Below are 18,049 nucleotides of genomic sequence, written 5' to 3'. Positions count from 1 at the left end.
TTTCTTGAATTATTGATCTTTTGGTGAACGTCCATCTTTGTGCTTATTCCAGATATTAAATGCAATTAAAAGACCTGCTGTGTATAAGATGCTGATCAGAATTGCCGGACTGTCTTTCAAAAAATAAATAACCAATACTGCGGCAATTAACGCAATGGTCATCTGGAATGCAATCCAGATTCTTTTTTCACGAATTTCTCTGGTATGCTGCTGGGATTCCAGACGCTTCTGTTCTAATTTTAAGTATTCCATCAAGTCCTTGTCCGGAATACGGGAAAGTATAATTTCATCGCGAACAAGTCTGGCTTCGCGGCGGGAGTGGATATTTGCAATTTTAGCAGAAAAACGGGCAAAAAATCCGGAGGAATCACGCTCTTTTTCAGCTTTGTCAAACGGATCCATCTCAGAATCCAAGTTATAAGCAGATTCCGTTCCTGGAGCAGTAGTATTATTGATGACAGATGCATTTTTCCGGGCAGTTGTGCTACCGGAAGCAGACGTATCTTCCTGGATAGTTGAACTTTTAGAAGCAGACGTATCTTTCTGGATAGTTGTGCTGCTAGAAGCAGATGTATCTTCCTGACCAGATGCATTTTCTGTAGCAGATGCATGATCTATTGTAGTTATATTTTCTTCTGTAGTTGTATTTCCTTCTGTAATTGTCTCTGACATAACAGACCTCCTATGTGAATTATATATATCAGCTGGGAGATGACTCCCACCTCGCAGCAATAATGCCGAGGCATTATTGAATCATCGTTTTGTTTATCATAACAGTAAAAAAAATAAAAAACAACTGATTTTCCAAGATTAGTCTTATTAAAAGAAAGAAGATTAGAGACTTTCACATATGAGAAGTGTGCAAAAAAATGGAATAAAATATATTGCATCAAAAATTTTGAAAAAAATTAAAAAAAGCTGTTGACAAAAGTCTGATTATCCTGTATAGTATGTATTGTTCCAAGGAACACAAGAAACAAACGGAACAATATAATGAATGCGACAGTGGCTCAGTTGGTAGAGTACGACCTTGCCAAGGTCGGGGTCGCGGGTTCGAACCCCGTCTGTCGCTTTTATAAAAATCTCAATCTTCGGATTGAGATTTTTTCGTATATGATAACTTGTATTTTCTATATATTCAAGAATGCCTCGGCATTCTTGCTGCGAGGTTCATGCATTAAAATTCTCCTATAATTCCAATAATTACAGATAGAAAAACATGCGTAAAATAAAAAATTATGATATGATATGAGAGTCAAATCTCAGAAAGAAATAATGTTGATAAAAAGTGGAGGCAGACTATGGAAACATACACTCTGGATTGGCAAAAAGGACAGCTTATTCAGGATAGGATGCAAGAAGCAGATTACAAGAGGATAAGTGATAAAAAAATAGATGATACTATGAAGGTTCAGATTATGAATCTGAAAGAATACGAACAGATTAAGGAATATATTCCACATAAGAAGAATCTTCTATACAGTATGAATCATGTCAGGTACTGTAAAGTAGATTCGTTTCATGATTGTGTACAGGGAATTATGCGGGTGCCAGATTTGAAAAATCATGAAATGTTCGTATTTGGCTTTTGCATGCATAAGCAGACTCTTTATTTTGTGGAGGAAACAAATCAGATTCAACTTCTTATGGAACATGTGAAGAATGATGTCTATAAAAACTGCAGACTTCATGAAGTTTTGCTTATGATTTTAAACTATCTGATTGATGATGATGTGTACAGAATGCAGAAGATTGAAGAACAACTGGAGAAAATCGAAGAAAATGTAATTGGACATGTCCAGAAACATCTGGATGAAAGAATTATGAAGTATCGGAAACATTTTTCGGAACTGATGGTGTCTTATGATCAGATGACCAATATGGGTGAGCATATGCAGCTTTATATGAACAGAAATGAAATCCAGGATGAAGAAATGGGTTGGGAGCGTTATGTTCATAGAACTGAGCGTTTGCATCAGTATGCCGCGGAGATGAAAGAGTATACTCAGCAGATCCGTGAAATTTATCAGACCCAGATTACCTTGCAGCAAAATAGAGTTATGAATTTTCTGACAGTAGTGACGACAATATTTATGCCATTGACATTGATTACCGGGTGGTATGGAATGAACTTTTATAATATGCCAGAACTTCACTGGCAATATGGATATATTTGTGTCATCATAATATCAATCGTAGTAATTATTGCGGAATGTATTTACTTTAAAAAGAAAAAAATGTTATAAAGCAGGAGGAGAACAGGAATGAGCAAGCCGCACAAGATAAAAATCGGACTTTTAGGACTGGGAACAGTTGGAAGTGGGGTATATAAGTTAATTGAAAAGCAAAAAGAGGAGTTTTGCAAAAAGGCAGGAGCAGATGTTGAGATTGTAAAGATTCTTGTACACAATATGGAGAAAAAGCGTGAAGGTGTGGATCCATCTCTTCTTACCGATAACTGGAGAGATATTATTGATAATGATGAGATTCAACTCGTAATTGAGGTGATGGGTGGAATTGAGCCGGCAAGAACCATGATCCTGGATGCTTTAAATGCAGGAAAAAATGTTGTGTCTGCTAATAAAGATCTGATTGCTGAGCACGGAAAAGAACTTCTGGATGCAGCAGAAGAGCATGGTGTGGATTTTCTGTTTGAGGCTGCAGTAGCCGGAGGAATCCCGATCATCCGTCCGTTAAAGCAATGCCTGGCGGCAAATGAGATTGATGAAGTCATTGGAATCATGAATGGTACAACGAACTATATCCTGACAAAGATGTTTGAAGACAATATGGATTTTGATGAAGCATTGGCAAAAGCGACAGAGCTTGGATATGCAGAGGCGGACCCGACAGCAGATGTTGAAGGATTAGATGCCGGACGTAAAGCAGCAATTCTGGCTTCCATCGCATTTCATTCCAGAGTTGTGTTCAAGGATGTATATACAGAGGGAATTACAAAGATTTCTTCAAGAGACATAGCATATGCAAAAGAATTTGGCAATGTTATCAAATTACTTGGCGTGGCTCATAATACAGAAGATGGAATTGAAGTGGGTGTTTATCCGATGATGATTTCACAGAATCACCCACTGGCATCTGTCAGAGATTCTTTCAATGCCGTATTTGTGCATGGAGATGCAGTTGGAGATGTAATGTTCTATGGACGTGGTGCTGGAGAGTTCCCGACTGCCAGTGCAGTTGTCGGAGATGTGATCGACGTAGTGCGTGACACGCAGTATCACTGTACCGGAAGAATCAGTTGTACCTGTTATCGGACAACACCAGTCAAGAATTTTAAGAATGTGAAAAATAAATTTTTCCTCCGTATGCAGGTGGAGAATAAACCTGGAGTTCTGGCTTCCATTGCCATGGTATTTGGTGTTCACAAGGTCAGCATTACAAAAGTCATGCAGAAGGAACAGTGAGAGAACGCTGATGTAGCTGAACTTGTTATTGTAACAGAGGCTGTCAAAGAAAGCCAGATGCTGGATTCTCTGGAGCATCTCAAAGATATGGAGACAATTCGCGAAGTCAGCAGTGTCATTCGTGAATATTAGTAGAAATATTGGAGGTTTAGGTTTGGAAGAAAGTGTAAAGGTCAATCCGCTTGCAACAGAGAAGGTCGAGCGGTTGATATTAAAATTCTCCATCCCGGCAATCATCAGTATGCTGGTCAGCTCGCTTTATAATATTGTAGACCAGATATTTATTGGACAAGGTGTAGGACTTCTTGGAAATGCAGCGACTAATATCGCATTTCCAATTACGATTATCTGTACTGCAACGGCATTGCTTCTTGGGATTGGAAGTGCTTCAAATTTTAATCTGTCCTCGGGGGCAGGAGAGCAGGAATGTGCGTGCAGGTATGCAGGGACAGGACTTGCAATGCTGATGCTTTGCGGTGTGACGATCGCGGTCGTCGTATTATTGTTCTTAGATCCGCTGCTTCATGTATTCGGTGTTACAAAAGACGTCCTGCCTTATGCACAGGATTATACAGGGATTACAGCATTTGGCATTCCTTTTCTGATCCTGACGACAGGGGGGAATCATCTGATCCGTGCAGACAGAAGCCCGACTTATTCTATGACTTGTATGCTTACGGGGGCAATCATCAATACGATTCTGGATCCACTGTTTATTTTTGGATTCCATTGGGGAATTAAAGGAGCTGCATGGGCAACTGTAATCGGTCAGATCGCGTCTGGGTGTCTGGTAATTGTGTATTTTGTACGTTTTAAAAAGATGGGACTGACAGTGGAGATGCTAAAGCCCCGTGGAATGTATATCAAAGGCATTCTCACACTTGGTATGGCTTCATGCATCAATCAGATAGCTATGGCAATCGTGCAGATCGTGTTAAATAATACATTGAGATATTATGGTTCTCTTTCTGTATATGGATCAGATATTCCACTGGCGTGTGTCGGTGTAATTGCAAAAGTCAATATGGTGTTTATGGCAATCTGTATCGGTCTTGCCCAGGGATGCCAGCCAATCTGGGGTTTTAATTATGGAGCAGGCAATTATGTGAGAGTCAGACACACATATAAGCGATCCATGCAGATAGCGCTTGCGGTCGGCGGTATCTGTTTTGTGTGCTTTCAAGTATTTCCAAGACAGATCGTCAGTATTTTCGGAAATGGAAGCGAAGAATATTTCCGGTTTGCAGAGAGGTATTTCCGCATTTATATGTTTATGACGTTTGTAAATGGAATCCACCCGGTCTGCTCACAGTTTTTCACTGCAATCGGAAAAGCTACAAAGGGAGCAGTTGTGTCTCTGACGAGACAGATATTATTTCTTTTGCCACTCATTATTATATTCCCGATATTTATCGGAATTGATGGTGTAATGTATGCAGGTCCGATTGCGGACGGAACGGCAGCAGTAGTTGCAATTGTGCTTGCGAGAAGTGAGATAAAAAAGATGAGCTGATAAGTAAAGAGAAGGTTGTCAGGATCTGGGATTAAAAGAAAGGATAAGGCGTATGCAAAAGAAGAGAACGATAGGATTTATGTTCAAGCAGATAAATAATGTGTATGAGAAGGAATTTAATAACCGGCTGCGTACGCTTGGCATTACCGCATCACAGTGTGCAGTACTGGATTATCTGTTCGACTGTGAGAAAGAAGAAGTGACACAGAGGGACATTGAAAAAGGATTGAATCTCAGAAATCCTACCGTGACCGGTCTGCTGAAACGGCTGGACGAAAAGGGATATATCTTATCAGTTCCAAGTAATACGGATAAGCGCTGCAAGAACATTTACCTGACGGAGAAAGCTTACGATATCCAGAGACGCATGGAGAATCAGAGACGGAAGCTGGATAAGATGCTGACAATCGGAATGAATAAAAAAGAAATTGAGGCTTTGGAGAAGATGCTGAACAAAGTATTGTATAATATTGCAGAGCCGTAGGAAATATAAAAGGTATCATGTATGAAAATGCATGGTGCCTTTTTTGATAAAAGACAATCATTTAAAACAGTTGCATTAAACTAACTACTATGATATTATAAACATGCAAATGATAATCAAAATCAATTACGGATGAGGATATGCGATGTCAAAGGAAGTAGTGTCTTATATGTTATCTGGTATGGATAATATGAAAAGTCTGCAGGTTCAGTTAATTCTGCAGTGTGCGCCGTTTCTGAAAGGAATCAAGATTGCCTGTATTTTGAATATTACGGAAGAAAACAGTAGAGAGCTTTATGAAATCCTGGAAGGAACAGGGATCAAATTTAAAATTCTGACAAGAAATCATGGAAAATGTCTTGTATTTTTGTACCGGCGCGAGTCGTTTTCCAGATATTTGAAACGGACAGATGTCAGGGGATTTTTAGGTTCCTATGGATATGAGGACGTGGAACCGGAGAAGATGCTGGAACGTCTCTCGAAACGTGTCTGTCAGTATTCAGATGGAGAAATCTGTTTTCCGCATGAGATAGGAGCATTTTTAGATTATCCGATCGATGATGTAAAATGTTTCATTGAAAAAGACGGAAAAGACAGTCTGTTTTCCGGATACTGGAAAGTCTATAACAATCCAGGGAGAGCAAAAATGATTTTCTGGGCGTATGATAAGGCAAAGACCAGTGCGGTAAATGAATATCTGATTGGAAAGAGCATTCGAGATATTGCATATGTGGCAGCGTGTTAAATGATAGTTGATTAAATAGAACAGCAGGAGGATAGTAAATCATGAGTATTTCAGTAGTATATTGGAGCGGAACAGGTAACACACAGGCAATGGCAGAGGCAATTGGAGAAGGAATTGAAAGTGCAGGAGCACAGGCAAATGTAATCTCTGTAGATCAGGCAAGTGTAGATGCGCTGGCAGAAGAAGATGTATTTGCCCTTGGCTGCTCTGCTATGGGAGCTGAGGAGTTAGAAGAGTCTGAGATGGAGCCATTTGTAGCTGAGCTTGAAGGAAAAGTAAGTGGAAAGAAGATTTTGTTATTCGGATCCTATGGTTGGGGAGACGGAGAATGGATGAGAAGCTGGGTAGAACGTATGACGGCAGCCGGAGCCAAGATGGCAGAACCAGAAGGCGTAATCGCAAATGAGACACCGGGAAGTGATGATTTGGATGCATGCAAGGCGGCAGGAGCAAAACTTGTTGATTAATATGGAACAGGATATAGCAGATCAGGAATGGAAGAAAGCAAGACATAAATTATGCTGAAATATTCGTGGTCTGTGGCATTGCTAAAAGGACAGGTGATAAAAATGAGTGTAGTAATCATTGGCGGCAATGAAAGAATGGAACAGCAGTACAAGCAGATCTGTAAAAAGCATAAATGTAAAGCAAAAGTATTCACGAGAATGTCCGGTAATCTGAAGACACAGATCGGACAGCCAGATCTGATCATCTTATTCACATCAACTGTGGCACATAAAATGGTACATTGTGCATTGAAAGAAGCAGAGCGTTACAATATCCGCGTGGAGCGTGCACATTCCAGTAGCGCAAGTGCATTGGAAAATGTACTTCAGGGCTGCTGTTAATAAGGATATGTTTTCACAAAATAAAAAGAGGAATGTAAAAAAATAACATTGCATTCCTCTTTTTTTTGTATGCAATTCATGGTACAATAATCAAATGGTTTGATGCTACAAAGCAATAAATGATAAGAATGCAGGAGGAAAGGCAAATGAGTTATGCCGATCAGGTATTTATAGATATGTGCCGCGACATCATCGACAATGGAACAGACACAAGAGGGGAAAAAGTGCGCCCGGTGTGGGAGGATAAAACACCGGCTTATACAGTAAAGAAATTCTGTGTGGTAAACCGGTATGATCTGTCTAAGGAATTTCCGGCACTGACACTTAGAAGAACTGCGATTAAGAGCTGTACAGATGAACTTTTATGGATATGGCAGAAGAAATCGAACAACATTCATGATCTGAACAGTCATATCTGGGACAGTTGGGCAGATGAAGATGGATCGATTGGAAAAGCCTATGGATACCAGATGTCCGTAAAACATCAGTACAAGGAGGGAATGTTCGATCAGGTAGACCGTGTGATCTATGATCTGAAGAACAATCCGTACAGCAGAAGGATCATGACGAATATTTATGTACATCAGGATCTTCATGAGATGAACCTGTACCCGTGTGCGTACAGTATGACATTTAATGTTACGAAAAAAGAAGGACATGAGAAGCTTTCGCTGAATGGAATGCTCAATCAGAGATCCAATGATGTACTCACTGCGAATAACTGGAATGTATGTCAGTATGCAGTGCTTCTTCATATGTTGGCACAGGTGTGTGATATGGAAGTCGGGGAACTGGTACATGTGATTGCAGATGCACATATTTATGACCGCCATATTCCGCTCGTGGAGGAATTAATAAAAAGAGAGCCGCTTCCGGCACCGAAGTTCTGGTTAAATCCGGAAGTGAAGAATTTCTATGATTTTACACCGGATGATGTGAAACTGATCGATTATGAGACACATGAGCAGATTAAAAATATTCCGGTGGCAGTTTAAGATAAAAATAAAGTAATAAAAAACAGGGGGAAACCGGCATGAATTTGATTGTGGCAGTGGATAAGAATTGGGCAATTGGAATGGACAATAAGTTACTTGTAAGTATTCCGCAGGACATGAAGTTCTTCCGTGAGACGACAAAGGGGAAGGTCGTTGCCATGGGAAGAAAGACATTGGAAAGTTTTCCGGGCGGACAGCCTTTAAAGAACCGAGTCAATGTTGTTCTGACATCAGATAAAAAATACAATGTGAAAGGAACTGTTGTGGTCCACAGCATTGACGAAATGGTGGAAGAACTGAAAAAATATAACGATGAAGATATTTTTGTGATCGGGGGAGAGAGCATTTACAGACAGCTTCTGCCATACTGTAAGACGGCATATATTACAAAGATCGATCACGCTTATCAGGCGGATACATTTTTCCCGGATCTGGATCAGGACCCACAGTGGCAGATGACCAAGATCAGTGATGAGCAGACGTATTTTGATCTGGAGTATGTATTTACAATTTACGAGAGGGTATCATGAGAATTTTAAATGTAACAGCGCAGAAACCGAACAGCACCGGCAGTGGAATTTTTCTGTCGGAGCTTATGAAGGAATTTGCAAATAAGGGACACACACAGGCACTGGTAGCCGGTGTGTATCCTGAGGAGGAAACTCCGGTACCGGATCGGGTCACATTTTATCCGGTATATTTTGAACAGGGGAAACTGAGCTTTCCGATTGTAGGAATGTCAGACGAGATGCCATATCCGAGTACCAGATACCGGGATATGACACCAAAGATGGAAGCGGCATTCAAAGAAAGTTTTTTGAAACAGCTGGATGAGGCAGTAAGAGATTTGAATCCGGATCTGATTTTGTGCCATCATCTTTATCTTTTGACTGCCATCGTACGGGAACATTTTCCAGACCGGAAGGTCTTTGGCTTTTGCCATAATACAGATTTGCGGCAGATGCAGAAGACAGATTTGGAACGGGAGTACATTACGGGGCAGATTCGAAGACTTGATCGGATTTTTGCACTGCATGCAGAGCAGAAGCGGACCATTCAGGATATTTATGATGTGCCGAAAGAAAAAATACAGGTGATTGGAATGGGGTATAACAGCCATATTTTCAAGAATGAAAGCCTGCGTGTGAATGACGGTGTGACAAGAATTGCATTTGCCGGAAAGATTTCGGTGAAAAAAGGAGTGGAAAGCCTGATCCGGAGCCTGGATTATCTGGAATATGAAAAGGAAAGGATTGAGCTTTTGCTTGCCGGAGGAGCCGGGAATGAAGAAGAGTATGAGCAGATAGTAGAGCTTGCGAAAAAATGTCCGTATAAGGTGACATTTTTAGGAAAGCTTCCACAGAAAGAGCTGGCAAAGGTCTACAATTCCTGTGACATCTTTGCACTTCTGTCATTCTCTGAAGGACTGCCTCTTACGGTCATTGAGGCGCTTGCATGCGGAGACAGAGTAGTCATGACAGACTTGCCCGGAGTGAAAGAATGGATTGATACTTATGCGCCGGGGGCAGATATAAGATATGTGACACTGCCATTGATGCGTAATGTGGATGAGGCAGTTCCTGCGACACTGCCGGATTTTGAAAGGCGGATTGGTCAGCGAATCTGGGAGTCTGTGGAGGCAGGTAAAACAAAAGAAGTAGATGTCAGCGGACTTTCCTGGACAAAAATTGCAGGCGAAGTGCTGAAAGTATTATCTCTGACATCATAAAATATATCAAGAAAACAGATGAAAAATGTCATTGACAGTAACACAAAGTTATGATTATAATATATAAAAATATTCGATAAAACAGTTTTGTGAAATGCAATGACGGGGAGGAGTACATAGATACCGGAAGCTAAGAGAGAAGACGGGTGGTGTAAGTTTTCATGAAGGGTTTATGGAAGTAGCCTCTGAGCAGTGAACCGAAAAGATGAATGGCTGATAGTGCTTTTGAAAGAAAGCATCTATAGTTACATGATCTGAGTAGACTTCAACGTCTGTCCCGACGTTACAAGGGAGCAATATCGGATAATCGTTATGGTTTCCCGTATTGACATGAGTGCAGAGAGAATTCTCTGAATTTAGGTGGTAACACGGATGGTATATTCGCCCTAAGCTATTTCGCTTAGGGCGTTTTTCTATATCTGACGGGAAATGCATACTCTGTTGGATATTCATGACGAAGCAAAATCTGGGAATGTTAAAGGAGGAAGACATTTATGAAGAAAATCAGTGGCAATAAGTTATTAGTAAAAGCCTTAAAAGAAGAAGGAGTAGATACTCTGTTCGGTTATCCTGGGGCATGTACCATTGATATCAGTGACGAACTTTACAAGCAGGATTTTACGAAAGTAATCTTGCCAAGGCAGGAAGTGGCACTTGTCCATGAGGCCGATGCCTATGCAAGATCTACCGGAAAAGTCGGTGTTTGCCTTGTTACAAGTGGTCCGGGAGCAACGAACTTGGTAACAGGTCTTGCAACAGCATATTATGATAGTGTTCCGCTTGTGTGCTTTACCGGTCAGGTGTCCAGACATCTGATTGGAAATGATGCATTTCAAGAGGTTGACATTGTAGGAATTACAAGAAGTATTACCAAATATGGAGTAACGGTGCGAAACAGAGAAGACCTTGGAAGAATTTTAAAAGAAGCATTTTACATTGCAAGAACAGGACGTCCAGGTCCGGTCCTTATCGATCTTCCAAAAGATGTTATGGGAGAACTTGGAAGCGCAGAATATCCGGAAACTGTTAATATCCGTGGTTATAAGCCGAATACAAGCGTACATATCGGACAGTTAAAACGTGCGATCAAAATGCTTGGACGTGCAAAAAAACCATTATTTTTAGCAGGTGGAGGTGTGATTATTTCCCGTGCAAACGAAGTATTTACCAAATTGGTGGAGAAGACGAATATTCCGGTCGTAACAACAGTAATGGGACGCGGGGCAATTCCGACAAACCACCCACTCTACATCGGAAATCTTGGAATGCATGGAGCATATGCCTGCAATATGGCTGTCAGTGATTGTGATCTGCTGTTTTCAATCGGAACTAGGTTCAATGACCGAATTACCGGAAAGCTGCATTCATTTGCACCGAATGCACAGATTGTACATATCGATATTGATACAGCTGCAATTTCAAAAAATGTACAGGTAGATATTCCGATTGTTGCAGATGCAAAAGATGCGATCGAGAAGATGTTAGAGTATGTAGAGCCGAATGAGACATCAAAGTGGCTGGAACAGATTGAAAGCTGGAAAGAGGAACATCCTCTGAAAATGAAAGAAAAACCAATCATGACACCTCAGGATATTATTGAGACGATCAACCGTATGTTTGATGAAGCAATTATTGTAACTGATGTAGGACAGCATCAGATGTTCACGGCGCAGTTTGCTGAGATTACACAGAAGAAGAGACTTCTTATGTCAGGTGGACTTGGAACAATGGGGTATGGACTTCCGGGAGCGATTGGTGCTAAAATCGGTAATCCGGATGTACCGGTCATTTCCATCTCCGGTGACGGTGGGATGCAGATGAATATTCAGGAACTTGCAACAGCAGTATTAGAGGAACTTCCAATCATTAGCTGTATTTTTAATAATTATAACCTTGGAATGGTTCGCCAGTGGCAGAAATTATTCTATGGAAAACGTTACTCTATGACGAACTTACGATCCGGTGCTGCAAGCAGAAGGGCAGCAGATGATGAGAATTTTGAATATCCGGAGTATACACCGAACTTTATCAAACTGGCAGAAAGTTATGGCGCAGTAGGAATCCGTGTGGAGAAAAAAGAAGATATTGAGCCTGCATTCAGAGCAGCACTTGAAAATAAACACAGACCGACGATTATCGAGTTTATGATCGATCCGGAGGATCTTGTATACCCAATGATCAAACCGGGCGGAACTCTGGAAGAGCTGATCATGGATTGTTAGAAGGGAGAATGAAATTATGAGTGGAACAAATAATGGAATGAAAAAACGCTGGATATCACTTTATGTAGAAAATCAGGTAGGTGTTCTGTCTAAAATTTCCGGACTCTTTTCTGGAAAGTCATATAATCTGGACAGCCTTACTGTAGGAACAACAGAAGATCCGACTGTGTCGAGAATGACAATAGCAACGGTCAGTGACGATGAGACGTTTGAACAGATCAAAAAGCAGCTCAACCGTACGGTAGAGGTTATTAAAGTCATTGATTTTACAGATGTTTTTGTAAGAATGAAAGAAATTATGTACATTAAAGTTCAAAAATGTACACCGGAGGATAAGGTGGAATGTTTCCAGATCGCGGAGACGTTTAAGGCAAAAGTCATTGACTACGGAAGAGATAGTCTTTTGCTGGAATTTGTACAGACAGGAACCAAAAATGACGCAGTTATTAAGCTGATGAAAGAAGAGTTCAAGAGTATTGAAGTTGTGCGTGGAGGAAGCGTTGGAATTGAGTCTATTAGTATGATGGAAAGATAATTCTAAAAAAACAGAGCGCACTCTTGAATTTTGAATATGATGGTATTATAATAATGTTAGTAAAATAGTTAAAAAATTAAAGTTATATAGATGAACGGAGGAAATTATCATGGAGAAAAAGAACATTGACTGGTCAAACATCGGATTTGGCTACATGCAGACAGATAAGAGATATGTATCCAACTACAAAGACGGAGCATGGGATGAAGGAACTCTTACCTCCGACGCAACCATAACAATCAGTGAGTGCGCAGGTGTACTTCAGTATGCACAGACATGCTTTGAAGGAATGAAAGCTTACACAACAGAAGACGGACATATCGTAACTTTCCGTCCAGATTTAAATGCAGCAAGAATGGCTGATTCAGCAGCAAGACTTGAGATGCCGGTATTCCCAGAGGACAGATTCGTAGATGCAATCAAACAGGTCGTAGCAGCTAATGCAGCATATGTACCGCCTTATGGATCAGGAGCTACACTTTATGTAAGACCGTATATGTTTGGTTCCAGTCCGGTTATTGGAGTAAAACCTGCAGAGGAGTATCAGTTCCGTGTATTTGCTACACCAGTTGGACCATACTTTAAAGGCGGCGCTAAGCCGATTACAATTAAGGTTTCAGACTTTGATCGTGCCGCACCGCATGGAACAGGTCATGTAAAAGCAGGTCTTAACTATGCAATGAGCCTTCATGCAATCGTGACAGCACATGGAGAAGGATACGATGAGAATATGTATCTGGATGCTGCAACAAGAACAAAAGTAGAAGAGACAGGTGGAGCAAACTTTATCTTCGTAACAAAAGACAATAAAGTCGTAACACCGAAGTCATCTACAATCCTTCCTTCTATTACAAGACGTTCTCTGATGTATGTAGCAGAGCATTATCTTGGACTGGAAGTAGAAGAAAGAGAAGTATACCTTGATGAAGTAAAAGATTTTGCAGAGTGTGGACTTTGTGGAACAGCAGCAGTTATTTCACCAGTTGGCAAGATTGTAGATCATGGCAAAGAAATCTGCTTCCCAAGTGGAATGGAAGAGATGGGACCAGTTACAAAGAAACTGTATGAGACATTGACAGGAATCCAGATGGGTCACATTGAAGCACCAGAGGGCTGGATCTGTAAGATCTGCTAGGATTGAGAAAAAGCCAGGCACAAGAACAATCACAGACTCTACATTGTTTTCAGATAATACAAGATTCATATGCGAGATGAGGTTGACGGAAAAATAAGAATTTTGTAAAATAATGTCAAGACACATGGAGCGGGACAGAAACGCGAAAATCTGTCCCGCTCTTTTCGCAATATAGGGAGTTTTCCTTTTAACGGAATCCGGGAGCGGGCATGATGCGGGGATTCTGCTTTTGATGGAAAAGTATCATATTCCATTGATTCTGTTATCTATGGGCAAGAAATGAAAAGGAACTTGGAGAGATGCTGGAGTTTGCCAATGCAGCAGCATCTATTGTAACAACAAGAAAAGGGGCGCTTCGGGTAATGCCCAAGTTAGAGGAGATTTTGCATGTGCAAAGAGGAGTGTAAGTCAGAAGAAATGAAATATCGCCTGGCGGAAGCTGTGAAAGTCTGCATGAAGACGACATCGGTGGAGAAGATTACGGTAAAGGAAATCGTAGATGCGTGCGGAACGACCAGACAAACATTTTACCGGCATTTTCAGGATAAATATGACCTGGTTAACTGGTATTTTGATAAGATCCTTCTGGAATCCTTTGAACATATGGGAGAAGGCGAAACCATCTATGAAGGACTGGTGAAAAAATTTCAGTATATTCAGAAAGAGAAACTTTTCTTTAAAATGGCATTTAAATCTGATGATCAGAACTGTCTGAGAGACCATGATTTTGAACTGATCCTGGCATTTTATTCAGACCGGATCCAGGAAAAATCCGGAAAGCCATTGTCGGAAGATTTAAAATTTCTGCTGGAAATGTATTGCCAGGGTTCTATTTACATGACTGTACAATGGGTGTTTGGAAGGGTGAAACGCACGCCGGAGGAACTGGCAGCAGATCTCGTGAAAGCAATGCCGGAAGAACTGGCGGGGGTGTTTGAAAGACTGGATCTTTTATGATCCGGTCACGTTACATTTTCATAATTTTGTAACTTTCATTTTTTTAATAACATTGTTAAAATAAAAACATAAAAGCAAATTATGTCATGTAAGAAAAGGAGAGATTGAAATGGCAAACAGAATTATGCTGAATGAGACATCTTATCACGGAGCAGGAGCAATCAAGGAGATTGCAACAGAGGCAAAATCAAGAGCATTTAAGAAAGCATTTGTATGCTCTGATCCAGACCTTATCAAATTTGGGGTAACAAAGAAAGTGACAGATGTATTAGATGAGGCTGGACTCGCATATGAGATTTATTCTGACATCAAAGCCAATCCTACGATTCAGAACGTACAGAATGGTGTTGCAGCATTCAAGAGCGCTGAGGCTGATTACATTGTAGCAATCGGTGGAGGATCTTCCATGGATACAGCAAAAGCAATCGGTATCATTATTGCTAATCCGGAATTCGAGGATGTAAGAAGTCTGGAAGGTGTTGCGCCAACTAAGAAACCTTGTGTACCGATCATTGCAGTTCCGACAACAGCAGGTACAGCAGCAGAGGTTACGATCAACTACGTTATTACAGATGTAGAGAAGAAGAGAAAATTTGTCTGTGTTGACCCACATGATATGCCGGTCATCGCAGTTGTAGACCCGGATATGATGTCCTCTATGCCAAAAGGACTGACAGCTTCCACAGGTATGGATGCTCTTACACATGCAATCGAAGGATATACAACAAAGGCTGCATGGGAGATGACAGATATGTTCCATATCAAAGCAATCGAGATTATTTCCAAATCCTTAAGAGGAGCAGTTGCAAATGAGAAAGAGGGTCGTGAGGGAATGGCTCTTGGACAGTATATCGCAGGAATGGGATTCTCAAATGTAGGTCTTGGAATTGCTCATTCTATGGCTCATACACTTGGAGCTGTTTATGACACACCACATGGTGTTGCATGTGCTATGATGCTTCCAATCGTTATGGAGTATAATGCTGAATGCACAGGCGAGAAATACAAAGAGATCGCAAGAGCTATGGGTGTCAAAGGTGTTGATGATATGTCTGTAGAAGAATACAGAAAAGCAGCAGTAGACGCTGTTTCGCAGCTTTCTATCGACGTTGGAATCCCAACAAAACTGGAAGCGTTAAAAGAAGAGGATCTTGACTTCTTAGCTGAGTCTGCACACGCAGATGCATGTGCTCCGGGTAACCCGAAAGACGCAAGCGTTGAAGATCTGAAGAATCTGTTCAGAAAATTAATGTAATGATGCCAGAGTAATCCGCATGCATCATGCATTATTACATAATCTAAGATAAGAGAACTCCTGACATTGATATCCAGTGCCAGGAGTTTTTAATATTTCGAAAAATTAAAATTAGAAGAAAACAGTATAAAACAGCATATAACAGTTGACAACTGTTATATGCTGTTTTATACTGTTTATAACGAAGGAGGAGTTTTATGGATATCATAGTAAACCATTCATCCATGCAGCCAATCTATGAACAGATTGGAGATCAGATAAAAGAAAAGATCATGCATGGTATATTAAAAGCAGATACCCCACTCCCGTCAGTTCGTACTTTAGCTAAAGAACTTAAGGTCAGTGCACTGACCGTGAAAAAAGCATATGATGCTCTGGAAGAAGAAGGATTTGTAATTACGATTCATGGAAAAGGAAGTTTCGTAGCATTTGCAGATCAGGGGCTGATGCTGGAGGAGAAGAAAAAGGAAGTGGAAGCTGATTTGGAGATGGCCATCCGAAAAGGCAAAAGCTGTGGAATGACGGATCAGGAATTACTGGAGTTGTTTCAGATTGTTTTGGAGGATTGATAAGTATGTTGAAATTTGAAGGTGTGAAAAAGCACTATGAAGATTTTGAACTGGATCTTACCCTGGAAGTACCGGAAGGTTATGTTACCGGACTGATCGGAGCCAATGGTGCAGGAAAAAGTACAGCGTTTAAAGCAGCATTAGGTCTGATCAGACCAGACGCAGGTGTTGTAAAGATGCTGGGAAAAAATGTAGAAGATTTTACAGTGCAGGATAAAGAGTGGATTGGAGTTGTTCTGGCTGATTCTGGTTTCAGTGGATATTTACGTGTGAAAGATATACTTCCGATGCTTGAAAGTATGTACCATAAGTTTCAGAAAGAAGATTTCCTGGAAATGTGCAAAAAATACCAGTTGCCATTAGACAAAAAGATCAAGGAGTTTTCAACGGGAATGAAACGTAAATTACAGATTGCAGCGGCAGTTTCACATGGCGCAGATGTGTTGCTTCTGGATGAACCGACCGCAGGACTTGATGTTATGGCAAGAGATGATATGCTGGAAATTTTAAGAGAATATATGGAAACTCCGGGACGTTCTATTCTGATTAGTTCACACATTTCCACAGATCTGGAAGGAATCTGTGATGACATTTATATGATTGATGAAGGAAAGATTCTTTTGCATGAAGAGACCGACAAACTTTTGGATCAGTATGGACTTTTAAAGGTGAAGGCAGACCAGTACGAGGCGCTTGACAAGGCGTACATTTTGGCGCATAAGAAAGAAGAGTATGGTTATAGCTGCCTGACAAATGAACGGCAGTATTATCAGGAAAACTATCCAGATATCACCATTGAAAAAGGAAAAATTGATGATGTGATCATTATGATGAAAAGGGGGCAGCAAGAATGAAAGGATTGTTGATCAAAGATTACAAACTCATGTTGGGACAAAAATCCTTTTTGGGAATAGCAGCTCTTATGTCAGTGTTATATCTCGTTATTTATAAAGACCCTACATTTGCTGTTGTATTTATTACGGTCATGTGTACTATGTTTACAGTTAGTACACTAAGTTATGATGAATATGAAAATGGAATGGCTTATTTGTTCACACTTCCAATCAGTAGAAACACATATGTATTAGAAAAGTATGTATTTGCATTGGTGAATAGCACCGCGACTGGAGTGACCATGTATGCTATGGCATATGGTGTCGTTAAAATCCGCGGACTGGCGATATCACAAAGTGATATGTATTCAGGTCTGGCCGGTGCCTGCTTTGTATCAATTATTATGATAAGCTATATGATTCCGTTGTGTATAAAGTTTGGAATAGAAAAGAGCAGAATTGTGTCAGTAAGCGGAATGGCAGCTATTTTTTTAATACTGTACCTGGGAATAAAAATATCAAAAGAACGAAATGGGGCGATACTGAAAATCATAAGTCGAGCTGAAAAATTAAGTGATGGAATTGTAATTTTACTGATTTTTGCAGTTTCGGTTATATTAATTTGCATTTCAGTAGTGTGCGCAATGAAAGCAATGAAAAAGCGCGAATTTTAAAAAGGGACAGGTGTGAGAAACAGTAAAGACTGAGAATACGTGATGGTAAAAAAATTGGGGACGGGGTTTTTTTAGAAACAATGTCATTAAGTTAAGGATTTTAGTAGTGTGAAAAGTAGTTTTTTACTTT

General features: G+C 40.5%; 18 protein-coding genes, 1 tRNA gene, 2 pseudogenes and 1 other annotated feature. Of the genes and pseudogenes, 20 read left to right on the top strand and 1 reads right to left on the bottom strand.

The window, feature by feature from the left end:
- Nucleotides 1-9 precede the first annotated feature (9 nt).
- Nucleotides 10-672 carry a hypothetical protein gene (locus LI164_RS12485; RefSeq protein ID WP_117607020.1) on the bottom strand — a complete coding sequence of 221 codons (663 nt, stop codon included), beginning with the start codon at nt 670-672 and terminating at the stop codon, nt 10-12.
- A 327-nt stretch (nt 673-999) separates the two neighbouring features.
- Here LI164_RS12485 and LI164_RS12480 point away from each other — a divergent pair.
- The 20 genes and pseudogenes from LI164_RS12480 to LI164_RS12385 all read left to right on the top strand — a co-directional run bounded on the left by LI164_RS12480 (nt 1,000) and on the right by LI164_RS12385 (nt 17,919).
- Nucleotides 1,000-1,072: transfer RNA gene (locus LI164_RS12480), tRNA-Gly, on the top strand.
- Nucleotides 1,073-1,301: 229 nt separating this feature from the next.
- Nucleotides 1,302-2,246: a CorA family divalent cation transporter gene (locus LI164_RS12475; protein ID WP_117607021.1), complete on the top strand. Its 945-nt coding sequence runs from the start codon at nt 1,302-1,304 to the stop codon at nt 2,244-2,246.
- 18 nt (nt 2,247-2,264) lie between these two features.
- Nucleotides 2,265-3,557: pseudogene (locus tag LI164_RS12470) on the top strand (homoserine dehydrogenase).
- Between the two features lie 22 nt (nt 3,558-3,579).
- On the top strand, nt 3,580-4,938 hold the full coding sequence (locus tag LI164_RS12465; protein ID WP_181972345.1) for an MATE family efflux transporter: 1,359 nt from the start codon (nt 3,580-3,582) through the stop codon (nt 4,936-4,938).
- Nucleotides 4,939-4,990: 52 nt separating this feature from the next.
- Nucleotides 4,991-5,422: a MarR family winged helix-turn-helix transcriptional regulator gene (locus tag LI164_RS12460; protein WP_005331573.1), complete on the top strand. Its 432-nt coding sequence runs from the start codon at nt 4,991-4,993 to the stop codon at nt 5,420-5,422.
- Between the two features lie 145 nt (nt 5,423-5,567).
- On the top strand, nt 5,568-6,167 hold the full coding sequence (locus LI164_RS12455) for a DUF3793 family protein (RefSeq protein WP_005331571.1): 600 nt from the start codon (nt 5,568-5,570) through the stop codon (nt 6,165-6,167).
- 41 nt (nt 6,168-6,208) lie between these two features.
- Nucleotides 6,209-6,634: a flavodoxin gene (locus LI164_RS12450; RefSeq protein ID WP_005331570.1), complete on the top strand. Its 426-nt coding sequence runs from the start codon at nt 6,209-6,211 to the stop codon at nt 6,632-6,634.
- Between the two features lie 102 nt (nt 6,635-6,736).
- Nucleotides 6,737-7,015 carry a DUF2325 domain-containing protein gene (locus LI164_RS12445; RefSeq protein WP_029731900.1) on the top strand — a complete coding sequence of 93 codons (279 nt, stop codon included), beginning with the start codon at nt 6,737-6,739 and terminating at the stop codon, nt 7,013-7,015.
- 146 nt (nt 7,016-7,161) lie between these two features.
- Nucleotides 7,162-8,010: a thymidylate synthase gene (thyA, locus tag LI164_RS12440; RefSeq protein WP_022279805.1), complete on the top strand. Its 849-nt coding sequence runs from the start codon at nt 7,162-7,164 to the stop codon at nt 8,008-8,010.
- 38 nt (nt 8,011-8,048) lie between these two features.
- Nucleotides 8,049-8,540, top strand: a complete 492-nt coding sequence (locus LI164_RS12435; RefSeq protein ID WP_005331567.1) for a dihydrofolate reductase — start codon at nt 8,049-8,051, stop codon at nt 8,538-8,540.
- The gene (locus LI164_RS12430) at nt 8,537-9,739 is read left to right on the top strand and encodes a glycosyltransferase family 4 protein (protein ID WP_005331566.1); all 1,203 of its coding nucleotides are present in this window, start codon (nt 8,537-8,539) and stop codon (nt 9,737-9,739) included. Before LI164_RS12435 ends, LI164_RS12430 begins: the two co-directional genes overlap by 4 nt.
- Before the next feature lie 90 nt (nt 9,740-9,829).
- Nucleotides 9,830-10,131 (top strand) — a binding site (T-box leader).
- Between the two features lie 102 nt (nt 10,132-10,233).
- Complete coding sequence (ilvB, locus tag LI164_RS12425) at nt 10,234-11,961, top strand: biosynthetic-type acetolactate synthase large subunit (RefSeq protein ID WP_005331565.1); 1,728 nt, start codon at nt 10,234-10,236, stop codon at nt 11,959-11,961.
- A 16-nt stretch (nt 11,962-11,977) separates the two neighbouring features.
- Entirely contained in the window at nt 11,978-12,496 is a 519-nt protein-coding gene (gene ilvN / locus LI164_RS12420) for an acetolactate synthase small subunit (RefSeq protein WP_005331564.1), read from the top strand.
- Between the two features lie 109 nt (nt 12,497-12,605).
- Nucleotides 12,606-13,631, top strand: coding sequence for a branched-chain amino acid aminotransferase (locus tag LI164_RS12415; RefSeq protein WP_005331563.1), 1,026 nt, complete (start codon nt 12,606-12,608; stop codon nt 13,629-13,631).
- Between the two features lie 281 nt (nt 13,632-13,912).
- Nucleotides 13,913-14,038 (top strand): annotated as a pseudogene (locus LI164_RS16365) (carbohydrate kinase); the annotation flags it as partial.
- Nucleotides 14,019-14,588: a TetR/AcrR family transcriptional regulator C-terminal domain-containing protein gene (locus LI164_RS12405; protein WP_005331557.1), complete on the top strand. Its 570-nt coding sequence runs from the start codon at nt 14,019-14,021 to the stop codon at nt 14,586-14,588. The pseudogene LI164_RS16365 and the gene LI164_RS12405, both read left to right, overlap by 20 nt.
- A 109-nt stretch (nt 14,589-14,697) precedes the next feature.
- Nucleotides 14,698-15,843, top strand: coding sequence for a lactaldehyde reductase (gene fucO / locus LI164_RS12400; protein WP_005331556.1), 1,146 nt, complete (start codon nt 14,698-14,700; stop codon nt 15,841-15,843).
- Nucleotides 15,844-16,040: 197 nt separating this feature from the next.
- Complete coding sequence (locus LI164_RS12395; RefSeq protein WP_040015332.1) at nt 16,041-16,412, top strand: GntR family transcriptional regulator; 372 nt, start codon at nt 16,041-16,043, stop codon at nt 16,410-16,412.
- A 5-nt stretch (nt 16,413-16,417) separates the two neighbouring features.
- Complete coding sequence (locus LI164_RS12390; RefSeq protein ID WP_005331553.1) at nt 16,418-17,266, top strand: ABC transporter ATP-binding protein; 849 nt, start codon at nt 16,418-16,420, stop codon at nt 17,264-17,266.
- Nucleotides 17,263-17,919: an ABC-2 transporter permease gene (locus tag LI164_RS12385; protein ID WP_227087239.1), complete on the top strand. Its 657-nt coding sequence runs from the start codon at nt 17,263-17,265 to the stop codon at nt 17,917-17,919. Before LI164_RS12390 ends, LI164_RS12385 begins: the two co-directional genes overlap by 4 nt.
- Nucleotides 17,920-18,049 lie beyond the last annotated feature (130 nt).

Source organism: Dorea sp. 210702-DFI.3.125, from assembly GCF_020560945.1.
GTDB classification, from domain to species: Bacteria; Bacillota; Clostridia; order Lachnospirales; family Lachnospiraceae; genus Dorea; species Dorea formicigenerans.
This window is presented reverse-complemented; position numbering and strand designations above follow the sequence as displayed.